This window comes from Paenibacillus sp. MCAF9 (assembly GCF_052114265.1).
Classification (GTDB): domain Bacteria; phylum Bacillota; class Bacilli; order Paenibacillales; family Paenibacillaceae; genus Pristimantibacillus.
Genome location: NZ_JBFREL010000002.1, coordinates 231,318 through 252,984, shown reverse-complemented (window position 1 = coordinate 252,984; position 21,667 = coordinate 231,318). Strand labels below are relative to the sequence as shown.

Genomic DNA, 21,667 nt, shown 5'->3' with positions numbered 1-21,667 from the left:
GGATAGGAGGTCAGCGATATGAATGCCAAGGGGATTATCTCTAGGCTATTGGTCATAGTGGTTGCCATTACGCTCGGGATACCGACAAATGGGAAAACGGCGGAGGCAGTTGAAGCAACAACAGCAGAAACAGCAGCTGCAGCAAAAGCAAGCCCGCCAAACATGAAAAAAGCTGAAAAGGATGGCGGATTGGCACTTGCTGCTGAGAACGATCGCCTCCTGCTGTACTTCGATAATGAATCGGGAGGCGTGGCGGTTGAAGATAAAGCGACGGGAAGCAAATTTTATTCCAACCCGCCAAGTGCTCTGGAAGACCCGAAAGCCAGTGATGCGATGAAGCAGGAGCTTATGTCGCAGGTCAAGCTCGTCTATAATGTGCAAGGCAAAGAAGGCGACTTGGAAATGAACAGCTATACGCATGCGATGAAGCTGGATCAGGTGAGCTGGGGCAAGATTGATAACGGCATAAGGGTGGATATGGTCATCGGCCGCGAGGAACAGCGCATGCTGCTGCCGCGTCAAATTACGAAGTCCAAATTTGAGCAAAATGTTCTTGATCATATGGAAGCTGATCGGGATAAGAAGAAGCTATTAGCCTACTATATCCTCTACAGTCGTGCTGATGTAGAAGGGAGCAAAGGCAAGGAGCTGATCGCGAAATACCCTGTTTTGGTGAAAGAAGATATTTATGTGCTGAAAACCTCCGTCAAGGAGCGGGACAAGAAAGTATTGGAAAACTACGTCAAGGAAGCAGGCTATACGTACGAGAAGCAGGAGGAGGACTACGCGGAGGTGGGATACGACGGAGATGATTCCGTATTTCCTTATTTCAAAATGAGTCTTGATTACGTGCTTGCGGACGGCGGTCTATCGGTCACTCTTTATAACGGCGACATCGAATATGATCAATCCCGTTTTAATCTTGTGAAGCTTTCCTTGCTGAATTATTTCGGTGCAGGGCAAACCGGCGAGGAGGGGTATGTATTCCTTCCTGACGGCTCGGGAACGCTCCTGAATTTCAATAATGATGCAAGCAAAAATACATTATTAACGACGGGCAAAATGTACGGACCGGATTATGCATTAACGCAGTCGCCAAGAGGCAGCTTCAAACAAGAGTTTAGGGCGCCGGTGTTTGGCATTAAGAAGGATGGAGCAGCGATATTTTCGGTTATTGAAGAGGGCGATGCGGTAGCGGATATTAATGGCGTTATGGGCGGCATTAATCACTCCTATAACACGGCCTATGCTAACTTCACCATTCGAAATAAAGACTCTTTTATTGCCAAAAATGCTTTTGAGCAGGCTCCTTGGATTATTTACGAGAAAAATGCTTATACCGGCAACATCGTCATGAAATACTTCTTCCTTACAGGAGACGATGCAAATTACGTTGGAATGGCAAAGGCATATCGTCAGTATCTCGTTGATAAAGGAAGCTTGAGCAAAATGAGCGCCGAAGAAAACATTCCGTTCTACTTGGATACGATGGGTTCTGTCGATAAGATGGTGCGGAAGCTGGGTATTCCGTTTCGCAGCCAAGTGGCAGTCACTTCCTTCGATCAAGCGGGACTAATGCTGGATGAGCTGTCGCAAAGCGGTATCCAAAACATTAAATTTCGCTATACCGGATGGTATAACGGAGGCATGAGCCATACCGCACCTACAAAAATGAAGGTAGAGTCCGTGCTCGGCGGTGCAAAGGGACTGCGCAAGCTGTCAGAGAAAGCGGAGAAGCTGGGGGCAAAGGTGTTCCCGGATGTGGATATGCTATTTGTTTCTTCTAATAAAGCATTCGATGACTTTAAGCCGCAAAAGGACAGCATTCGATCCTTGTTTCAGAAAACTAGCTATAAAGGGTTGTTCAATGTAGCTACGCTTGAGTATGAGAGCAGCGTGTGGGGAATTAATCCGGACAAAATTTCAGGTTATTACAATAAATTTTCCAAAGACTATCATTCGCTTGGTTTAAAGGCATTATCCTTATCGACGATGGGAGAAAGCTTGAATTCGAACTTTAAGAACCGCGCTCAGATCAATCGACAGGACACAGAAAAAATAACGACAGACGTTTTAGCTAAAGCAAAAGAGGATTATGAGGATATTATTACAGACGACGGAAACGCGTACACCTTTCCATATGTTAATCATATTTTGAACCTGCCTGATGAGGACAGCTCCTTCTCGATAGCAGATGCGCAGGTACCATTTATTCAAATCGCGCTGCATGGCTATATTGGGTATGCGAGCGAAGCCTTGAACCTAGCGAGCGAGCTGCGTCCGGCTGTTTTGAAAGCTCTGGAATACGGCAGCGGTGTCTATTTCAAGTTGAATTACGGGGAGAACAGCCTGCTGAAGGATGCTTCGTTGTTCGATGATTTGTACGCTTCCCAGTTTGATGATTGGGAGGAGAGCGCTGCAGCCATCTATGCAGAAATGAACAATGTATTGAAGCATGTTCAGGATCAGGCGATCGTGAATCATGAGCGGCTTGGTGAAGAGGTTTACAAAACAACTTATGAAAATGGTACAGCGATTATTGTTAATTACAGCGATAAAGGAATTGAGGTTGAGGGTACCGCAGTAGATGGATTGGGTTACGCGGTCATTAATCCTTAAACCAAGCGAGGAGGATCACCGGCAATGAACAAATTGTCTGCAGCCATAAACAAAAAAGAAAGGTTTAGGCTAACCGTGACGCAGAAGAGGGATCTGATGGGCTGGGTTTTTGTCAGTCCTTTTGTACTCGGATTTCTCCTGCTGTTTCTGGGTATATTCATTGATTCGTTGCGATTTAGCTTCATGGATGTGAATCTTCTAACCCAAGGCGGATTTTCGGAGAAATTCATTGGGCTGGACAATTACCATCAAATTTTAAGAGTGGATCCTAACTTTAACAAGCAGCTTTACGGTGCTGTTCAGAACATGTTATTCGATATTCCGATTATCGTCATGTACAGCTTGTTTATTGCCGTTTTGTTAAATATGAAAATGAAGGGCCGGGGAATTTTTAGAGCGATTTTTTTCGTGCCCGTTATTTTGGCAACTGGAATCATTGATAAAGCTGATTTAAGTAACTCGATTATGAATGCTTATCAGAGTATCCCAGGGCTTGATACGGGCGCGTCTATCGTGACTGAATCGGCAGGCGGGATGTTCAGCAATCTGGAGCTAAAAAAATATATGTTCCAAATGCTGGATTTCAGTCCTGCGCTCGTTAATATAACGGTTGGCGCTGCGGAAAATATATTTGCCGTCATTAATAGTTCAGGCGTGCAAATTCTTATTTTCTTGGCAGGACTGCAGGCAATCTCTTCCTCCATTTACGAATCGGCCAAAATCGAAGGCTGTTCCGCTTGGGAGTGCTTTTGGAAAATTACATTCCCGCTGATCAGTCCATTGATTCTAGTCAATATCATTTATTCGATTATTGATTCTTTTACGGGAAGCAAAAACCAAATTATGCACAGCATTACGAACGCGATGAAGCTTGGCCAATATGGAACAGCCTCGGCTATGGCATGGATTTATTTTCTGGTAGCAGCCGTATTCCTTGTCGTCATTGGCTTTTTTGTCAGCAGATTCGTCTTTTATCAGAATAGGGAGTGAAAAATATGCGGGCTAAATATTTAAATCTGCATGCAATAAATGGCTTGTTCTGGTCTGTTATTCGCTATTTGCTTCTCATTGGGCTGGCGTTTCTTATCTTATATCCGCTGCTCGTAAAGCTCTCTAACAGCTTTATGAGCCCGCAGGATTTGATAGATGGCACGGTGCGCTTCATCCCTAGGCAGTTTACATGGTTTAATTACAAAACGGTCATCGAATATACGTCCTTTTTTAAAGGGCTGTCGAACACGTTCGGCATTTCCTTTCTAAGCGGCATTATTCAAATGTTAGTTTGTACGATGGTCGGCTATGGGCTTGCGCGGTTTAACTTTAAAGGAAAAAGCGTCATATTTTCTTTAGTGGTGCTTACGATTTTAATTCCGCCGCAAACGTATATGATCTCTCTTTATATGAAGTTCAGCTTCTTTGATTTATTCGGTTTGATGTCTACCTTTACAGGAGGGACAGTTAGGCTGATGGATTCGATGTGGCCGATGGCGATTTTATCGATGATCGGTTTTGGATTCAAAAATGGGCTTTATATATTGATCATGCGGCAATATTTCAAAGGAATACCGAAAGAACTAGAGGAAGCGGCCTATGTGGACGGCTCGGGCTTGTTTCGGACGTTCAGCATGATCATTCTTCCGCTCTCATTTTCCATGATGATTACGATCTTTGTATTTTCCTTCTCGTGGCAGTGGACGGATAGCTTCTATTCCTCGATGTTCTTCAGCCAGTTCAAGCTGTTATCAAATTCACTGCTGGTTGGATTTGAAGGCTTGATGCTGGAGGGCGCCACCATTGGACTGAAGCAGGGTCAGCCTCTGACCGCCACCTTAACGAACACGATGTCATTATTAGTTGTTGTGCCATTAATCATTGTGTATTTGTTTGCGCAAAAATACCTCGTAGAGGGTATTGAACATAGCGGTATTGTCGGTTAAAAGGCGGAAGCCTGCAAGAAGAAGGGACGGATGAGGTGATTTTAATGAAAAGCATATGCATGCTGCTTGTCGGCAGTTTTTTCTTGACAGGCTGCAATGGAAATGAAGAGCGTTTGGAAAATTACAATAATCATGCGGAATGGGCAGAAGAAAAGCTTATCGAGCATTATTGGAATGAGAATGGGAAGCTGATGAACAACGCTTATCCTTATAGCAAAGAACGCGAGGAGAGCCTGAACTATTGGTGGAAAGCTCATGCTGTGGATGCCATGATGGATGGATATGAGAGAACGGGTGATGCTGCTTATACCGATAGGGCAGAGGGGGTCGTCAAAAGCATTATTAAAAAAAATGGGTCATTGTTTAATGAATTTTATGATGATATGGAGTGGCTCGCTCTTGCGGCGTTAAGGCTTTATGATGCAACCAAAAGTGAGACGGTTAAAGGTTATGTGTTAAAGCTGTGGAATGATATTAAGACCGCTTGGTGGGAAGATGAGCTGGGCGGCATGGCTTGGAAGAAGGATCAACGAGACAGCCGGAATGCATGCTCGAACGGGCCGGCAGCTATTTTAGCCGCAAGGATGTATGAGTATTTTGGCGATAAGGAAGATCTGGAGTGGGCAAAAAAGATATATGATTGGCAGAAGAAAAATTTGGTTGATCCTGAAAGCGGTCTTGTGTATGATGGCCTTAAGCTGGAAGAGAATGGTGATCTTAATGTCAATAAGAATTGGATATTTACCTATAACCAAGGCACTTATATAGGCGCGGCAGTTGAGCTTTATAAGCATACAAATGACAAGACGTATTTGGCAGATGCGGAGAAAACCGCTGCCTCGGCTATGAAATATCATACGGTTGCTGAGACCGGAATGATGAAGGAAGAAGGAACCGGAGACGGTGGACTGTTCAAAGGCATATTCATTCGTTATCTAATCCATTTGTATGAAGTCAACGAAAGCGTCCAAATGAAAGAAATGATCTTTCATAATGCGGATACACTGCTCTCGAAAGGCAGCACGAAGGAAATTGGCCTGTTTGGCCCCGCTTGGGATATGCCTCATCAGGAGCCTCTGGATATATCCGTGCAATTGAGCGGAGTTTTCTTAATAGAAGCTGCAGCCAAAATAGAAAGACTAGATTCGGAATAAGTTAATATTGACGTAGCGGGGCGACGGCAGCGCCGTTGCTCCATTTCGCCTTTTCATATATTGATGTCGTGATAATAAAGTTGTATAGTTGATATATCAAGATACTATGACAAGGCAGGTCGGCTAATGGATAATCCTTTATACGAGCAGATTTATAATTATATTTTTCAAAAAATCAATGACGGCGAATTGAAAAAAGGGGAGCGCGTTCCTTCGGAAAAAGAACTTGCTGCCCAATTTAACGTTAGCCGAATTACGTCTAAGAAAGCGCTGGAGATGCTCTCGCAGTATAAACTCATTGAGAGAATACAAGGGAAGGGCTCCTTTGTGGCGGAGGTTTTGCCTGATCTGCAAGAAACGAAGCTGCAGAAGCAGTCAGAAAGCGTAGAAGCGAGGCCGGAAGATGAGGTTGTGCGCATTGTTGGTGTGATTCTGCCTGACTTTGGCGATTCGTTTGGTGCTGATCTTATTCGCGGAATAGAAGAGCAATGCGCGATTAGCGGCTGCGTCATGATGATGAAGCTGACTTACGATAATCGTGATGAAGAAGAAGCTGCCATTCGTGCTTTTGTGAAGCTGGGTGTCGATGGCATCGTCGTATTCCCAGGCCATGGCGAACACTATAATGCTGAAGTGCTTAGACTCGTATTAAACGGCTTCCCTATTGTGTTAGTAGACAGATATTTGAAGGGGATTGCGGCTACCGCTGTGTATACAGACAACAGAAAGGCAGCCTTCGACCTTACGAATATTTTGCTGAATCAAGAGGGCCGGCATGTCGGTTTCTTATCGACGCCTGCAGACAATACGACGACGATTGAAGACCGAATACAAGGTTTTAATGATGCGTGCTTGCAGCGTGGGTTTACACCTAAACCTGAGCATATTATGACGAATCTATACAGCTCTTTGCCGCAATCGTTTCAAACGATTAAAGTACAGTATGATATTGAGACGGTACGCCATTTCGTGGAAATTAATAAGGATCTTAATGCGTATGTCGTTACGGAATATAATCTTGCTCTTATTTTGCGGGAAGCGCTATTGTCCCTAAAGAAACGGATTCCGGAAGACTATCAAATTGTTTGCTTTGACTCTCCGAGTCAGCCGTTTGGCGATTATTTGTTTACTCATGTTCGCCAGAACGAGCGTGATACAGGCAGGAGAGCTGTCGAAATATTACAGCGTGTTTGGAATAATGAGACTACGGAATTGAACAATATTGTGGAGCATGAGATTGTTCAAGGAAATTCTACCGTATCTATTTAACGTCAGATCAGAATAAAGGGTCGTTTCTTAGAGCTGCCAATATGGCTCTTGAAACGGCCTTTTTTGTAGAAAATTACAGCCTAAAATGTAAAGATGACATATTGACATATTAACATGTGAAATATAGTATATTATTTGAAAGTGCTTTATATTGTACATTTTTTAAGAGGAAGTAATCCCGTGTTAAAGCAATTTGCAGGTCGCGGGCAACTTAATGGATCAAAGTGAAACGGAGGAAGAGGAAGATGGCAAACAACGTAAAAGCTGCGTTCTGGGATATGAGAGCGGAGCAGGCTCAACGAACATTGGATTCTCAGTTCTGGAACCCAAGTATAAGCTTGTATGACATTAAGACGCCATGTCCCGGCGGAGCGTGCAACACGATTTTTCATTATTGGTGGATGGCCCATGCGGTTGAAACGCAGGTGGATGGATGGAACCGTACGGGTGATTCCATCTATAAGCAAAGGTTGGCTATGCTTCACCAAGGCCTTCTGGAGAGAAACGGCGGAGAATGGCCTAACAATCTATACGATGATATGGAATGGATGGCAATTGGCTGGCTTCGCGCGTATTTGATTGATCAAGATGAGACCTACGGGCACACTACGAAGTTGCTATGGGAGGATATTAAGACGGGATGGAATGACCATGTCGGCGGCGGAATTGCTTGGCAGAAAACGCAGCTTGATTATAAAAACACGCCTGCTAATGCACCTGCGGCTATTTTGGCGGCACGTCTATATCAGGTATTCGGCAAGCAGGAAGATTTAGAATGGGCAATCAAGATTTACGATTGGCTGAAAGCTGTGCTTGTTGATCCTGAAAGCGGTTTCGTGTGGGATGGCGCTAACCGTCTAGGCGATGGAACTATCGATAAGGATTGGAAGTTCACTTATTGCCAGGGCGTATTCATTGGAGCAGCAGTTGAGCTGTACAAGATTACGGGCGAAAAAGGTTATCTTGAAGATGCCATTCGGACATGGAAGGCATCTGTGGAGGAGTTTGCTTCGCAGGAAGCTAATGTCCTGCCTGCAGAAGGCGGCGGGGATGCTGGCTTGTTTAAAGGAATTTTTGTTCGTTACGCAGGTGAGCTGGCCCTTGCGATGGGCAGCGGCAACGGAAGTGAAGTAGCGGATGTATTGTATGCAAACGCATCGTCCCTATGGAGCAGCGTTGCGAGCCGGGGGGATATTCTTTTCAGCAAACGGTGGGATGAATCGCTTGAAGAGGAAATCGAGCTCAGCACACAGCTTAGCGGCGTGATCCTGCTCGAAACGGCAGCAGCTTTGGAGAAGTCTGGATTAATATAGAGCAGTCTAAGTAGATCCTTGGGAGGTATATCATGAGTACACCGAAACCAGTAAAGACGTTCCGTTTTGTTGCATTGTCGATTGTTGTTTTATTAATGACGTCCAGTCAAAGCGTCTGGGCCAAACCGAATAAAAATCAAAATGCAGAACGGGCTGAAGCGGCTTATCAGGCTCTACAAACCTACTTCTATCAGCCAGACACCAAGCTCTACAGCGAGAACAGCCCACATTCTGGGAACAATAAATACTCCTACGTTTGGCCTTATGCAGGGACGATGCAGTCAACCGTAGCTTTGGCGAAAATACCTGCGGTGGGCGAGAAATACAAAACCGACATTCAGAATCGATTAGATGGTCTAGCTGCATATTGGAATGACACGAAGACACCTGCAGGCTACGATTCTTACGTACGCGCACCGCTTGGCGGAGGCGGGGACATCTTTTATGATGATAATGATTGGATCGCAATAGAACTTATAAAAATTTACCGAATTACTGGTGATATTGCAGCTTTAGATAGAGCAAAGCAAATATTTGAGCTGCAAGTATCCGGCTGGGACACGGATGCCTCTCATGCTTGTCCTGGCGGCGTTTTTTGGACACAGGCATCGTGGAGCAAGGATCGGAATACCGTATCGAATGCACCTGCAGCTCAAATAGGACTGTATTTATATGAAATCAGCAAAGATACATACTATTTAGACTGGGCGAAGAAAATGTATAACTGGGTAAATGACTGCATGCTGGCGCCTAACGGGCTTTACTGGGACCATATTGACCTAAACGGAAATATTAATAAAACACAATGGTCCTATAATCAAGGAACGATGATTGGAGCCAGCGTACTTTTATACAAAGCAACTGGTGAAAAATCGTACTTGAACAAAGCAGTAAGCATCGCTGATGCGGCTTTGAAATTTTATGGCAGCTCGCGTCTCTACACACAGCCGATTATTTTCAATTCAATCTTTTTTGAAAATCTGCTGCTGCTGGATGACATGAACAAAAAATCGAAGTATAAAGATTATATACAGAACTATGCGGATGAGGTGTGGACGACGCTTCGGAACCCTCAGACGGGAGTCATTGAAATCGATCCGAATCGTTCAACTGAACTATTGGAGCAAGCGGCGCTGGTTACGATCCACGCTCAGCTGGCAGCTGATACGAAAAAGTGATTAGAGTGATGTGATTCAGCCCTCAGTTTAGTATAGTAGAAAATGCCTTAGGGAACATCCCTAAGGCATTCCAACCCTGTATGGATTCTTTTTCTATAGCAAGGTTTCTGCCCCATCGATGTAAATTTCGGTTCCAGAGATATGGCTGGATTCCTGCGACGCAAGAAATAGCACTAAATCAGCGACCTGCTCAGGCTGCCCGGGACCATGCTCAAGAGGCTGGCTGCCTTCAGGGTAGTTCACGGGTATGGTGATTTTATCTACTTGAGCAGTGCGATGGGTGTTTTCCCCAATGTTCGTTTGAATGGCTCCAGGACAAATGGCATTCACACGTATTTTATATCGGGCAAGCTCTAGAGCAGCCATCTTGGCAAAAGCGACCTGACCTGACTTGGAGGAGCTGTAAGCAGCCATGCCGGCACCTGAAAAATCACGATTGCCATTAATAGAGCTCGTTATAATGATGCTCCCACCGGCTTTTTTCATATGGGGGATTGCATATTTGACGGTAAGGAAGGTTCCCTTTAGATTCGTTGTTAGCGTTTCATCCCATGACTCGGGCGACAGATCTTCAATAGGGGCGAGTGTGCCGTTAATGCCCGCATTAGCGAACACAATATCGATTCGTCCGAAATGCTTTGCGGCAGCTTGGATCGCTTCTTGCATCCGTTCAGCATTGGCAACATCGGTATCGATGAAGAAGGACTCGCCTCCTAATTCCTTTATTTCTTGCTCTACCTCTTCAGTACGGTTGTGAATGAGATCGAGAAGAACGATTTTTGCTCCTTGCTGTGCGAGACGCAGCGCGGCAGCGCGTCCTATGCCGGAACCAGCTCCAGTGATGACCGCAACCTTATCCTTTACGCGAAGCTGAGAAGAGCTGGAATCCTTCTGGTTAGCTGCATTGTTCATTACTAACGATTCCCTCCATTACTAGCTTATTTCCAAATTAGTATTCCTTTGGGGCAAATCATTTATTCTTTAAGGAAACGGGTTAAGGATCACTAGCATGGCTAGATGTAATTCAACTACATAAGCAGCATAGAGGAGATGACAAATTGAGCGCTATATTTTTGAACCGTGCACCGCTTGCTTCGACCCCTTTTCAAGAGCTGCCGCTTGGTGCGATTAAGCCGGACGGCTGGCTTAGAGACCAGCTGGAGATTCAAAGCGAGGGAATGACAGGGCACCTAGATGAATTTTGGAGTTATGTCGGGCCGAATAGCGGTTGGCTCGGAGGAGATGGAGACAGCTGGGAAAGAGGACCTTACTACTTGGACGGTCTGCTTCCGCTTGCTTATCTCCTTGATGATGACAAGCTTAAGGCCAAAGTAAAGCCGTGGATCGAATGGACGCTTGCAAGCGCACGCGAGGATGGACAATTCGGGCCTGCCGCAAATGAAGATTGGTGGAGCCGAATGATTATGCTCAAGGTGCTGATTCAGCACGTTGAGCATACTGGTGATGAACGGGTAGAACCATTCTTGATGAATTATTTCAAATATCAGCTTGCGGAGCTGCCGAATCGTCCGCTGCAGGAATGGGCAAAGGCAAGAGGCGGCGAAAATCTCATCAGCATTTATTGGTTGTACAATCGCACCGGCGAGCCTTTCTTGCTTGAGCTCTCGCAATTGATTCAGGAGCAAACGCTGGACTGGACAGGCTTATATGAAGACTATCCTTATTGGTCCTTGCAGAAGGCATTTGATCACCGGGTTCATGTTGTTAACGTAGCAATGTCATTCAAGCAGCCAGCTCTCCGCTACCTTCAATCCTTGGATAAGCAGCATATCGAAGCTGCATACAAAGGGATTTCAAGCGTGATGACTTACCATGGCCAAGTTAACGGCATGTTTTCTGGTGACGAATGGCTTGCAGGAACTCATCCTAGCCAAGGCACGGAGCTGTGTTCTGTGGTGGAATATATGCATTCGTTGGAGCATCTAATCCGGATTACAGGCGACGGCTCCTTCGGTGATATTTTAGAGAAGGTTGCTTATAATGCACTGCCTGCCGCAATCAGCCCGGATTGGAAAGTTCATCAATATGACCAGCAAGCTAACCAGATTATGTGTACGCATGCCAAACGCAATTGGACGGAAAACAACAATGAAGCCAATCTATTTGGCATTGAGCCGCATTTTGGCTGCTGCACTGCTAACATGCATCAAGGATGGCCGAAATACACGGCAAGATTGTGGATGGCAACGGAGGACGGCGGTTTGGCTGCAATCGCGTATGCTCCCTGTACGATCACAGCTGCCATCGATGCAAGTACCGATGTTTCCATACGTGTAGCAACGGAATATCCATTTAGAGAAACGATAACGATGAAAGTGCAGATAAATCAGCCAGCTGAATTCCCGATTAAATTACGAATACCGGAATGGTGCAGCGCACCGGTTCTGTTGATCAACGGACAACAGCAGCCTGCTATGATCATCGAAAAAGGTTTTGCTATGCTGCGGCAGGTTTGGAACGATGGCGATGAGCTGACTCTTCGGCTTCCAATGGAGGCACGCACGATCAGCAGAGCTAACGGTGCGGCCGGCTTGCAGCGCGGACCGCTTATGTTCGTTATCCCAATCAAGGAGCGCTGGCAGAAGCATCGCACATACGAGCCTTATCATGACTGGGAGATTTACCCGGAGTCGCCATGGAATTATGGAGTGAGTCTGAAGGGAAATGAACAGGGAAAACCTATTGTGGAAGCCGCAGCAATGGTAAGGCAGCCCTTCGCAGCTGAGAACGCACCGATACGTTTGCGAATGAACGGTCGCCGGATCCCGCAATGGACCATGGAGCTTAATTCGGCTGGCACTTTGCCAATAGGGCCTGTTGCGAGCAAGGAACCCGTGGAAGAAATTACGCTTATCCCTTACGGCTGCGCGCGGCTTCGGATCGCCGAGTTCCCAGTTATTCAATCTTAAAATGGTGCCAGTCTATTCGTTTAGTTGAAGTGACGCATCTCCTTCATATACATGTAGGAGATGCAGCCGATAATGAGCATTGCTGCGCCGCTTATCGCTATGATGACGGCAGGTCCGTGTATATCAGATAGAGTTGAAAATACGGCTAGGCCGACAGGCGGCGCCACGCTTGTTAGAGCACCTATGAGTCCAAATACTCTGCCTTGCATCGAAGGATCAATAGCTACCCGAAGTGCGATAAAGATGATCGTCGTACTGAAGGAGAAGAGGAAGCCAACGAGAAGGATAAGCGGCAATGCTGCAAATGCAGATGACATTAGTGATATGGCGATGAACATAGGACCCATGAGGATCATGCTCCCAATGATCCATTTTCCTCTGCCTTTTAACCGTGTATCGAGCTTAATAATCAGTATGGAGCCTACGACATAACCGAGCGGGATGCACGCCTCCATAAGTCCGAATACAAAAGGTTTTGCATGCCATACATTGACGGCCATGACTTGAATGAGCATGAAGGTGGACAGAAAGAAGAACATAACTACCGGTAACAAAATAACTGCTGCTCTGGCAAATGGATCCGTCCATACGTATCGGAAGCCTGCTTTGAGATCCTCTTTAAAGGTGGTTTGCGCCTTCTGCGTATCTCGAACCGCTGCATAGGGGAACTTGCCCGTGAAGAGCAGCAGCGCTGCTGAGAGCAGAAAGGTTACTGCATCGATAGCAATCGCAAATGCCCCGCCAAATGCGGCAACAGCGATACCTCCAAGAGCAAAGCCAGATATTCGGATGATGTTATCCGATATATTGATTACCCCAACGGCCTTAGTTATTTGTTCTTTATCAATAATTTCGACGAGCGAAGCCTGGAAGGCAGGCGTTCGAATGACCCCTGCAAATGCGACGATGGCAGTCAAAATAACGATAAAAATAAACGGTATATTAGGCAGGTAAACAAGTACAGCGATAGCGCCGACGAGCACAAAACGGATTATATCTGTCACCCACATTAACGTGCGACGATCGGTGCGATCCGCAATCGTGCCTGCGAAGGAACCGAACAGCATGCTGATTACGAGATGGGTAATGAGTACAACGGACATGAGCTTGGCGCTTCCTGTCGTTTGCAGCACCCACAGATTAAGCGCGATGCTATGAAAGGTATTGCCTAGCAGCGATAAGCTGTAGCTGGAGAATACGGCAATGAAATTTCGGTTTTTCCACAGAGATGAAGCAGAACCTTCTTGCGGTTGAAGATTAGGAGCGCTGCCATTTGATTCTTTTGCTAATCCGAGCATAATATAACCTCCTATAAGAATGGTTGACTTGGTTAATAATTAACTGCAGTTATTAAGGATATAGAGGACAACTTAATCGTTTAAGTTGTTATAGAAAAAGCAGAGATTACTCTGCGTTTGCTTATTTATCAGCTTTTACAAGAACATATTTGTTTGTAGGGCCAGACTTCAGATCATTCAGCAGCTGCATCATAAGCTGGAACGCTTCTTCTGGCTTGCGATCGCCAAACGATATCTTGGAAGCGGAAGCAGGGGCGATTTCTGGACAGCCTGCCATGCAAATGACAGTTAAGCTTTTTGGATCAACGTACTTAGCTGCTAAGATGGCAACAAATTCGTTCAGAATGATGCCGGTCCGATCCGAATTGTGTTCTAGGAATGCCTTTAAGTCATGCTCTTCGTCCATAACATGGATTTGATTGCGTTCTATTCCTGAATGAGTACAAATATGGTTAACGAGGTCTGCATTGTTGAAGCTGTCGATTATCAAAAAGCTCTCCTTAGGCTGTATGAGCGATGCGAATGCATGAGTGAAGGCATCGGCATAATCGTAATTAACCTTATAAAATAAGGGATCATCAATCATGCTGTCCACAACGATTAAAGGGACGCCCGTAGAGAAGTGGCTAGAAATCAGGTGGAAGTTTTCCTCCTTAACATCAACAACAAATACGCCGTCCAGCTTGCGTTCCGAGATAATATCGAGATTTGGGCTTGAGGCATCCAAGCTGAATAATACAACATGGTAGCCGCGATTTGACAGCAGCCGCTCCAGCCGATTAATAAACTGAGAATAACGGAACTGCTTCCAGAAGCCTTCATTTTCCGCTCTGTTAATCAGAATGCCAATCAATCCAGACTTTTGCTTGACTAGCGATCTGGCAGCAAGGTTGGGTACATAATTTAATTGCTTGGCTGCATCGAGGACACGGCATTTTGTTTCTGCGGGAATCGTCTGATTGGAGACATTGTTGAGTACATAACTGACAGTAGCTACAGAAACTTGAGCAGCCTTTGCAATGTCCTTAAGCGTAGCTTTTTTAATGGGGATACAACTCCTTCAACCTTCTTAATACGATTGGTATCGTGAGAGCTTGCTAAAGCTTGATAATGATTGTTGGATTATAAATGGGAATTGGCGTGATTAAAGCAGACACTTAATCGTTTAAGTAATTATTGCATGAATGCCAATTAGATGTCTAGCCTCAATTTATTAAAGATTTCCTCAAACGCTTCTGAGGATAACGAGTAGTAGTAATAGCTGTAACACGTATATGTGCTTATTGAGCGAATTCGGCGTATGCGGCGGGTAGGCAGGAGACTGTAAGCACGTATGTGTTCTTACAGCAAGAAATTAGCTATGGTTACTGGTCTGTAAGCACACATAGGTGCTTATTGAGCGAATTCGGCGTATGCGGAACGTAGAAAAGAGGCTGTAAGCACGTATGTGTTCTTATAGCCGAGAAGTAGCTGTGGTTACTGATCTGTAAGCACACATAGGTGCTTATTGAGCGAATTCGGCGTATGCGGAAGGTTAAAAAAGAGGCTGTAAGAACGTATGTGTTCTTAAAGCGAGAAACTAGCTATGGTTACTGGTCTGTAAGCACAAATACGTGCTTATTGAGCGAATTCGGCGTATGCGGAAGGTAGAAAAGAGGCTGTAAGCACGTATGTGTTCTTATAGCCGAGAAGTAGCTGTGGTTACTGATCTGTAAGCACACATAGGTGCTTATTGAGCGAATTTGGCGTATGCGGCGAGTAGAAAAGAGGCTGTAAGCACGTATGTGTTCTTACAGCGAGAAACTAGCTATGGTTACTGGTCTGTAAGCACACATAGGTGCTTATTGAGTGAATTCGGCGTATGCGGAAGGTTAAAAAAGAGGCTATAAGCACGTATGAGTTCTTACAGCGAGAAACTAGCTATGGTTACTGATCAATAAGCACATATAGGTGCTTATTGAGCGAATTCGGCGTATGCGGAAGGTAGAAAACAGGATTTAAGCACGTATATGTTCTTACAGCCGAGAAGTAGCTATGGTTACTGGTCTGTAAGCACAAATAGGTGCTTATTGAGTGAATTCGGCGCATGCGGAAGGTAGAAAAGAGGCTGTAAGCACGTATGTGTTCTTACAGCTAGAAAGTAGCTGTGGTTACTGATCAATAAGCACAAATAGGTGCTTATTGAGTGAATTCGGCGTATGCGGAAGGTAGAAAACAGGCTGTAAGCACATATATGTTCTTACAGCCGAGAAGTAGCTATGGTTACTGGACTGTAAGCACACATAGGTGCTTATTGAGCGAATTCGGCGCATGCGGCGGGTAGAAAACAGGCTATAAGCACATATATGTTCTTACAGCCGAGAAGTAGCTATGGTTACTGGTCTGTAAGCACAAATACGTGCTTATTGAGCGAATTAGGCGTATGCGGAAGGTTAAAAAAGAGGCTGTAAGCACGTATGTGTTCTTACAGCGAGAAAGTAGCTGTGGTTACTGGTCTGTAAGCACAAATAGGTGCTTATTGTGTTACATGGACGTGTGAATCAACCAAAAGAAGGGCAGTCCGCGATTGGACTGCCCTAAGCAAATAAGGTTATTGGTTACTCGGCAGACTGCTCCAAAATCACATAGCCGTAAGCAGGCAACGTGAATTGAAGCTTGCCGTCGTTGCTGCTTGCAAAGGAAGAGCTTACTGCAAATTTGCTAGTGTTTGATAACAATACAGACCATGTCGATGCGCCGTTATCGGTGATGACAGCTGTTGCAACCGATCTAGCATCGGCCTTAGCATTTTCGATCGAGGCAGCCACTGGGGATGCAGAAGCCTCGCTTACAGCAGTTGCAGTTGCTGGTTTCGCAAAGCCTCTAAAAGCAACAGCGTGAGGAGCAGCGTTGCAATCAGTCGGCTGAGCTTCAATTGCGAAGCTCAAATCAGCAGCTTCGCCGCGAGCATTCATCGCGATAAGAAGCCGCTGGCTGCCTTCACGACGCTCATAGACCAAGGTGCCATCTGCTGCGCCAACGTGCACGAAGCGAATATCAGCGCTGCGAAGCGCACTGTACTTGTGGCGCAGTCCGATTGCGTCGGTATAGAACGTGAGCAATTCACGGTTTTGCTCCTCTGGGTCCCACACCATACATTTGCGGCAGCCTGGATCGCCAGCGCCATTGATGCCTACCTCATCGCCATAATAAATACATGGGGTTCCAGGGAAGGTCAGCTGGAAGAGCGAAGAAAGCTTCATCGCATCCGTATTATCCTCGCAGATCGTAAGCAGACGAGGCGTATCATGGCTATCGAGCAGGTTGAAAGCCGATTCTGTTACTTGCTGCGGATATGCTGCAAGCTGCGATCCAATTGCATTAGCGAAATCAGTCGCATCGATCGTTTGATAAGCAAAGAAATCAAGAACTGCATTCGTGAAAGGATAATTCATAACCGCATCGAATTGATCCCCCTGCAGCCACATCATCGAATCATGCCAAATCTCGCCCAAAATATAAGCGTCTTTATTCACTGCTTTTACCGTCTGACGGAACTCACGCCAAAACTGATGATCAACCTCATTGGCAACGTCCAGTCTCCAGCCGTCGATTCCGATCTCCTCGATCCAGTAGCGAGCTACCTCGAACAAATATTGCTTCACCTCAGGATGCTCGGTGTTCAGCTTCGGCATAAGCGGCTCAAATGCGAAGGTTTCGTACGTCGGAACGCCGTCCACCACTTGCAGCGGCCATTCCCGAACATAGAACCAATCCGCATATTTTGACTGCTGTCCGTTCTTCTGAGCATCGACAAATGGAGGGAAGGTTTTGCCTGAGTGATTGAATACCGCATCAAGCAAGACACGAATGCCGCGGGCATGGCAAGCATCAACCAATTCCTTCAACTTCTCATTTGTGCCAAAATGCGGATCAACCTTCATGTAGTCTTGTGTATCATACTTGTGATTGGTCGTTGCTTCGAACAGCGGAGTGAAATATACCGCATTAATGCCAAGTGCTGAAATATGATCCAAGTGATCAATTACACCCTGGAGGTCACCGCCAAAAAAGTTTTTTGGCGTAGGCTCGCCGCCCCAAGGCAGCACATTTTCAGGATTGATCGAAGGATCGCCATTCGCGAAGCGTTCAGGGAATATTTGATAAAAGACAGCGTCCTTCACCCAAGCTGGCGGCTCAAATACATCGATTGGATTAATATATGGGAAATCAAAAAATGAATTTGAGTTGTCAGGAAGTGTAAGCTCGATACCTTTATCCGAGAAAATAATCGCCTCATCTCCGCTTATTAAGCGGAACGCATAACGCAGCCTCCGAAAAGGAGGAATAACGGAAGTTTCCCAATAATCGAATCGTGCATCCGAAGTGAAAATATGCATAGGGACCGTTGTAATCGTTTGATCCCATGCGTACTTGTCGCCGACGATTGCTTCAACTACAGCAACATCGTCTTTTTTGGTACGCAAGCGGAGGTGCAGCGTCTTTCCGTCGTAGGCGTAAGCCCAGTTTTGCTTCGGTCTGTGATAAACAGCTTCTAATAACATGATTATCGCTCCTTCATGGATGATGTGAGAGAAGATATGGAAACACGAAAAAAGGCACAACCTCTGTGCTCATAATAAGCCGAGGTTGTACCTTCTCCCATAACACGTTCAGGCGCCGCTCACGCGAAGCATATTGCGAACAAATGGTTGCGGTAGCATTGCCTTTCTATTGTAAATCTCAACACTTTTATTATACATAATTTGCACGTATTGTACTAGTCTAGTTTTGAAAAAAAATTATGCATTAACCGCTTCATGCGCTAGGGATTCCAAGTAGCGCTCGCAATCCAGAGCAGCCATACAGCCGCTTCCAGCAGCGGTAATCGCCTGGCGGTAATTACGGTCTTGAACGTCGCCGCAAGCGTATACGCCTGGGATGTTCGTCTCGGAAGTGCCCGGCTTTACAATAATGTAGCCTTGCTCATCGGTGTCGATTTGACCGCCAAGGAAGCCAGTATTAGGCGTGTGGCCGATCGTAATAAATACGCCGTCTGTTTCAAGCAATTCTTCCTCGCCCGTTTCATTATTGCGCACCTTCAACCCTTGCAAGCCCATGCCCGTTGCAGCAACTTCAAGCGGTGTACGGTTTAGGCTCCATACGATTTTGTCATTCGCACGAGCGCGATCCTGCATAATTTTTGATGCGCGCAGCTCATTGCGACGGTTAACTACTCTTACTTCGGAAGCGAAGCGAGTAAGGAACACGGCTTCTTCCATTGCGGAGTCGCCGCCGCCTACTACAATAATTTTTTTGCCGCGGAAGAAGAAGCCATCACAAGTTGCACATGTGCTTACGCCGCGACCGATATTTTCTTGCTCACCCGGAATGCCGAGGTATTTGGCTGAAGCGCCTGTAGAGATAATGATGGATTCGGCTTGCAGCTCGCCAATGCCTTCCACGTCAAGCGTGTAGGGACGTTTGCTGAAGTCGACGCTTTTTACAGAGCCTGTTTTGAATTTTGCACCAAAACGCTGTGCTTGCTTACGCATGTTGGACATTAGCTCGCTGCCCAAAATACCATCAGGGAAACCTGGGAAATTTTCTACTTCTGTTGTTGTTGTAAGCTGGCCGCCTGGCTGCCACCCTTCAATAACGAGCGGCTCCATGTTCGCGCGAGCCAAATAAATGGCAGCCGTCAATCCGGCAGGTCCTGTACCAATAATAATTGTTTTATGCATCATCTATATCCTCCATTCAAAATTCCGTTGAATAATAAATCCTACTTTAAAATTATTATAATGTAGCTTTAAAGTCAATATCGTTCATGTAACGTTCATGTTGGTCATGTATGCTGAAATCATAACTACATAAGTCTAATTGGAGGAAGAACAAAATGCCCAAAATCGTAGTTGCAGACGACGATCCAAACATTCGCGAGCTGGTAGCTCTTTTCCTAAAAAGAGAAGGCTGTCAGGTCATTGAAGCTATAGATGGTATAGACGCATTAGAGAAGCTGGGCGTGGTACGACCAGATCTTGCGATTATTGATGTCATGATGCCCCGCATGGACGGGTGGGCGCTTTGCGCGGAACTGCGAGCGAGCTATGATATTCCGCTGCTCATGCTGACTGCAAAGGGAGAAACCTCGCAAAAGGTGAAGGGGTTTGAGCTTGGTGCGGATGATTATATGGTAAAACCCTTTGATCCGCCGGAGCTTATAGCCCGGGTTAAGGCGCTGCTCAAAAGATACCGGATTACCGCTTCGCAGACGGTAGAGTTCGGCGATGTCCTCATGAATCGAACGGACTTCCATATGTCAGCTGGTGGCGAGAAGGTAACATTGCCGCCTAAGGAGTTTGAGCTGCTGTTCAAGCTGGCAAGCTATCCAGGCAAAACCTTTGCCCGTGATCATCTAATAGAACAAATCTGGGGGATGGACTATGAGGGGGACGAGCGAACCGTTGATGTCCATATCAAAAGACTTCGGGATCGTTTTCCCGAGGAGCAATATCGTTTCCGTATCGTAACGATTCGCGGACTAGGGTATCGACTGGAGGTATGGTCATGATTCGCGGCCTTTACTTTCGAATTACGGCTACATTCCTTGTTATCGTTCTGATTAGCATCGGGGTCGCTTTTTTATTCACAAACCAAATGTTCAAGAGGGATGCAAGGGGGCAGCTGCCCAATCAGCTGGAGAAGTCGATTGCTCGCATTGAACAGCTTTATGCCGTCTCGAAGCCGGCAGATTTGCAAGCATTTTTGGAGGAGATCTCAAGCTTGCAAGGGCAGTCAATTGTCGCTATCAGCAGCTCCAACTACTTAGTAAGGGCTGGCGAGCGAAGCGAGCTGATTATGGAGCGACTGACATTCGAGCAGCTAAGAAAGGTATTTGGCGGCAGCTCTGTCAGGCTGGATGTATATGCTAGTGAAGAAGCTAGCCCGCCTTCGCCTCCTGCTTTAGGGAAACTTGTGTCATTCGGCAATGAAAGATGGGCCTTGTTCGTTCAGCCGAATCGTTTTCCGCAAAATAGCAACTTCATATGGACGGCCGTCACGCTGCTTGTTACGCTGCTGCTCGTCGGAAGCGTACTTATTCTAATCGTAGCCCGTTATTTAGTGAGGCCTCTGAAAATGATGACGAACGCTGCGACGCGAATGTCACAGGGGGATTTCAGTGTACGGCTGCCCGCAAGACGCGGCGATGAGCTAGGTGAGCTTGCCCAGGGCATGAACAAAATGGCGCTCAGCTTATCACAGCTTGAAATGATGCGTCAGGATTTTGTATCCAATGTCTCGCACGAAATGCAGTCTCCCCTTACGTCGATTGGCGGCTTCGCAGAAGCACTGCGCAGCGAGGAGGTTACTGGAGCTGAGCGGGAGCGTTATATTAGCATCATTAAGCAAGAGAGCATGCGGCTTTCTCGGCTAAGCGAAAATTTGCTCAATTTGGCATCGCTCGACTCGCAGCAGCATCCTTTTCACCCGCAGCCCTATCGACTGGATCGTCAGCTTCGTGATGTGGTGCTTGCCTGCGAGCCGCAGTGGATGGCCAAGAGACAAACGGTTGAGCTGTTAATGGAGGAAACGGTAATTACTGCTGATCGTGATCAGCTTAATCAGGTATGGATGAATTTGCTTGCCAACAGCATGAAATTTACACCAGAGGACGGCAAAATCTTTTTGTCTTTGTCCGAAAAGGATGGCTCCATTGTGGTCCGAATTACCGATACCGGGATAGGCGTTCATGAGGAGGATCGAGAGCGAATATTTGAGCGTTTTTATAAAGGGGATTTATCAAGGGATAGAAGCCAAGGCGGGAGCGGGCTTGGGCTTTCGATCGCACAAACCATCATTCATATTCACGGCGGAACCATTGCGCTTGATCCAAGTGCGGACCAGCTTACTGGAGCAAGCTTTATGATTAAGCTCCCGTTTGCACGAACAGCTGCTTAGTTATGGGACGAAGCTGGAAAGAAGCGAC

Annotated in this window: 15 protein-coding genes and 1 pseudogene; 10 read left to right on the top strand and 6 right to left on the bottom strand. The window is 46.1% G+C overall.

Going from position 1 to position 21,667, the window contains the following annotated elements; all coding sequences use genetic code 11:
- Window positions 1-18 precede the first annotated feature (18 nt).
- From AB4Z45_RS03995 to AB4Z45_RS03965, 7 genes are all read left to right on the top strand, one after another.
- Window positions 19-2,619 carry a DUF5696 domain-containing protein gene (locus AB4Z45_RS03995; RefSeq protein WP_441908008.1) on the top strand — a complete coding sequence of 867 codons (2,601 nt, stop codon included), beginning with the start codon at window positions 19-21 and terminating at the stop codon, window positions 2,617-2,619.
- 24 nt (window positions 2,620-2,643) lie between these two features.
- Entirely contained in the window at window positions 2,644-3,609 is a 966-nt protein-coding gene (locus AB4Z45_RS03990) for a carbohydrate ABC transporter permease (protein WP_076268840.1), read from the top strand.
- A gap of 5 nt (window positions 3,610-3,614) precedes the next feature.
- The gene (locus AB4Z45_RS03985) at window positions 3,615-4,556 is read left to right on the top strand and encodes a carbohydrate ABC transporter permease (RefSeq protein ID WP_076268841.1); all 942 of its coding nucleotides are present in this window, start codon (window positions 3,615-3,617) and stop codon (window positions 4,554-4,556) included.
- 44 nt (window positions 4,557-4,600) lie between these two features.
- Window positions 4,601-5,710, top strand: a complete 1,110-nt coding sequence (locus tag AB4Z45_RS03980) for a glycoside hydrolase family 76 protein (RefSeq protein WP_441908007.1) — start codon at window positions 4,601-4,603, stop codon at window positions 5,708-5,710.
- Between the two features lie 126 nt (window positions 5,711-5,836).
- Window positions 5,837-6,979 (top strand): GntR family transcriptional regulator, encoded by a 1,143-nt coding sequence (locus AB4Z45_RS03975; RefSeq protein WP_441908006.1) that lies wholly within the window; start codon window positions 5,837-5,839, stop codon window positions 6,977-6,979.
- A gap of 245 nt (window positions 6,980-7,224) precedes the next feature.
- Window positions 7,225-8,292, top strand: a complete 1,068-nt coding sequence (locus tag AB4Z45_RS03970) for a glycoside hydrolase family 76 protein (protein ID WP_441908005.1) — start codon at window positions 7,225-7,227, stop codon at window positions 8,290-8,292.
- A gap of 32 nt (window positions 8,293-8,324) precedes the next feature.
- The gene (locus tag AB4Z45_RS03965; protein WP_441908004.1) at window positions 8,325-9,470 is read left to right on the top strand and encodes a glycoside hydrolase family 76 protein; all 1,146 of its coding nucleotides are present in this window, start codon (window positions 8,325-8,327) and stop codon (window positions 9,468-9,470) included.
- Between the two features lie 93 nt (window positions 9,471-9,563).
- Here the strand turns inward: AB4Z45_RS03965 and AB4Z45_RS03960 are convergent, their stop codons facing one another.
- Window positions 9,564-10,382, bottom strand: coding sequence for an SDR family oxidoreductase (locus AB4Z45_RS03960; RefSeq protein WP_441908003.1), 819 nt, complete (start codon window positions 10,380-10,382; stop codon window positions 9,564-9,566).
- A 146-nt stretch (window positions 10,383-10,528) separates the two neighbouring features.
- On the opposite strand from AB4Z45_RS03960, the gene AB4Z45_RS03955 reads away from it, so the two are divergent.
- On the top strand, window positions 10,529-12,400 hold the full coding sequence (locus tag AB4Z45_RS03955) for a beta-L-arabinofuranosidase domain-containing protein (protein ID WP_441908002.1): 1,872 nt from the start codon (window positions 10,529-10,531) through the stop codon (window positions 12,398-12,400).
- Window positions 12,401-12,420: 20 nt separating this feature from the next.
- Here AB4Z45_RS03955 and AB4Z45_RS03950 read toward each other — a convergent pair whose 3' ends face one another.
- The 5 genes and pseudogenes from AB4Z45_RS03950 to trxB all read right to left on the bottom strand — a co-directional run bounded on the left by AB4Z45_RS03950 (window position 12,421) and on the right by trxB (window position 19,421).
- Window positions 12,421-13,698: an MFS transporter gene (locus AB4Z45_RS03950; RefSeq protein ID WP_441908001.1), complete on the bottom strand. Its 1,278-nt coding sequence runs from the start codon at window positions 13,696-13,698 to the stop codon at window positions 12,421-12,423.
- A gap of 121 nt (window positions 13,699-13,819) precedes the next feature.
- Window positions 13,820-14,551, bottom strand: coding sequence for a hypothetical protein (locus AB4Z45_RS03945; RefSeq protein WP_441908000.1), 732 nt, complete (start codon window positions 14,549-14,551; stop codon window positions 13,820-13,822).
- Window positions 14,552-14,599: 48 nt separating this feature from the next.
- Window positions 14,600-14,719: pseudogene (locus tag AB4Z45_RS03940) on the bottom strand (LacI family DNA-binding transcriptional regulator); the annotation flags it as partial.
- 1,576 nt (window positions 14,720-16,295) lie between these two features.
- Entirely contained in the window at window positions 16,296-18,242 is a 1,947-nt protein-coding gene (locus tag AB4Z45_RS03935) for a glycoside hydrolase family 13 protein (protein ID WP_441907999.1), read from the bottom strand.
- Between the two features lie 237 nt (window positions 18,243-18,479).
- Window positions 18,480-19,421, bottom strand: a complete 942-nt coding sequence (trxB, locus tag AB4Z45_RS03930; RefSeq protein ID WP_076268899.1) for a thioredoxin-disulfide reductase — start codon at window positions 19,419-19,421, stop codon at window positions 18,480-18,482.
- A gap of 155 nt (window positions 19,422-19,576) precedes the next feature.
- Between trxB and AB4Z45_RS03925 the strand changes: the two genes are divergently transcribed.
- Together AB4Z45_RS03925 and AB4Z45_RS03920 are read left to right on the top strand one after the other, a co-directional pair.
- A complete protein-coding gene (locus tag AB4Z45_RS03925; protein WP_441907998.1) occupies window positions 19,577-20,251 on the top strand; it encodes a response regulator transcription factor in 675 nt (224 codons plus the stop codon).
- Entirely contained in the window at window positions 20,248-21,639 is a 1,392-nt protein-coding gene (locus tag AB4Z45_RS03920) for a HAMP domain-containing sensor histidine kinase (protein ID WP_441907997.1), read from the top strand. The genes AB4Z45_RS03925 and AB4Z45_RS03920 overlap by 4 nt, the downstream gene beginning before the upstream one ends.
- Window positions 21,640-21,667 lie beyond the last annotated feature (28 nt).

Bases quoted from the DNA above. Each gene is read 5' to 3' on its own strand.
- AB4Z45_RS03995 (WP_441908008.1), top strand. From the start codon at position 19: ATGAATGCCAAGGGGATTATCTCTAGGCTATTGGTCATAGTGGTTGCC.
- AB4Z45_RS03990 (WP_076268840.1), top strand. From the start codon at position 2,644: ATGAACAAATTGTCTGCAGCCATAAACAAAAAAGAAAGGTTTAGGCTA.
- AB4Z45_RS03985 (WP_076268841.1), top strand. From the start codon at position 3,615: ATGCGGGCTAAATATTTAAATCTGCATGCAATAAATGGCTTGTTCTGG.
- AB4Z45_RS03980 (WP_441908007.1), top strand. From the start codon at position 4,601: ATGAAAAGCATATGCATGCTGCTTGTCGGCAGTTTTTTCTTGACAGGC.
- AB4Z45_RS03975 (WP_441908006.1), top strand. From the start codon at position 5,837: ATGGATAATCCTTTATACGAGCAGATTTATAATTATATTTTTCAAAAA.
- AB4Z45_RS03970 (WP_441908005.1), top strand. From the start codon at position 7,225: ATGGCAAACAACGTAAAAGCTGCGTTCTGGGATATGAGAGCGGAGCAG.
- AB4Z45_RS03965 (WP_441908004.1), top strand. From the start codon at position 8,325: ATGAGTACACCGAAACCAGTAAAGACGTTCCGTTTTGTTGCATTGTCG.
- AB4Z45_RS03960 (WP_441908003.1), bottom strand. From the start codon at position 10,382: ATGAACAATGCAGCTAACCAGAAGGATTCCAGCTCTTCTCAGCTTCGC.
- AB4Z45_RS03950 (WP_441908001.1), bottom strand. From the start codon at position 13,698: ATGCTCGGATTAGCAAAAGAATCAAATGGCAGCGCTCCTAATCTTCAA.
- AB4Z45_RS03935 (WP_441907999.1), bottom strand. From the start codon at position 18,242: ATGTTATTAGAAGCTGTTTATCACAGACCGAAGCAAAACTGGGCTTAC.
- trxB (WP_076268899.1), bottom strand. From the start codon at position 19,421: ATGCATAAAACAATTATTATTGGTACAGGACCTGCCGGATTGACGGCT.
- AB4Z45_RS03925 (WP_441907998.1), top strand. From the start codon at position 19,577: ATGCCCAAAATCGTAGTTGCAGACGACGATCCAAACATTCGCGAGCTG.
- AB4Z45_RS03920 (WP_441907997.1), top strand. From the start codon at position 20,248: ATGATTCGCGGCCTTTACTTTCGAATTACGGCTACATTCCTTGTTATC.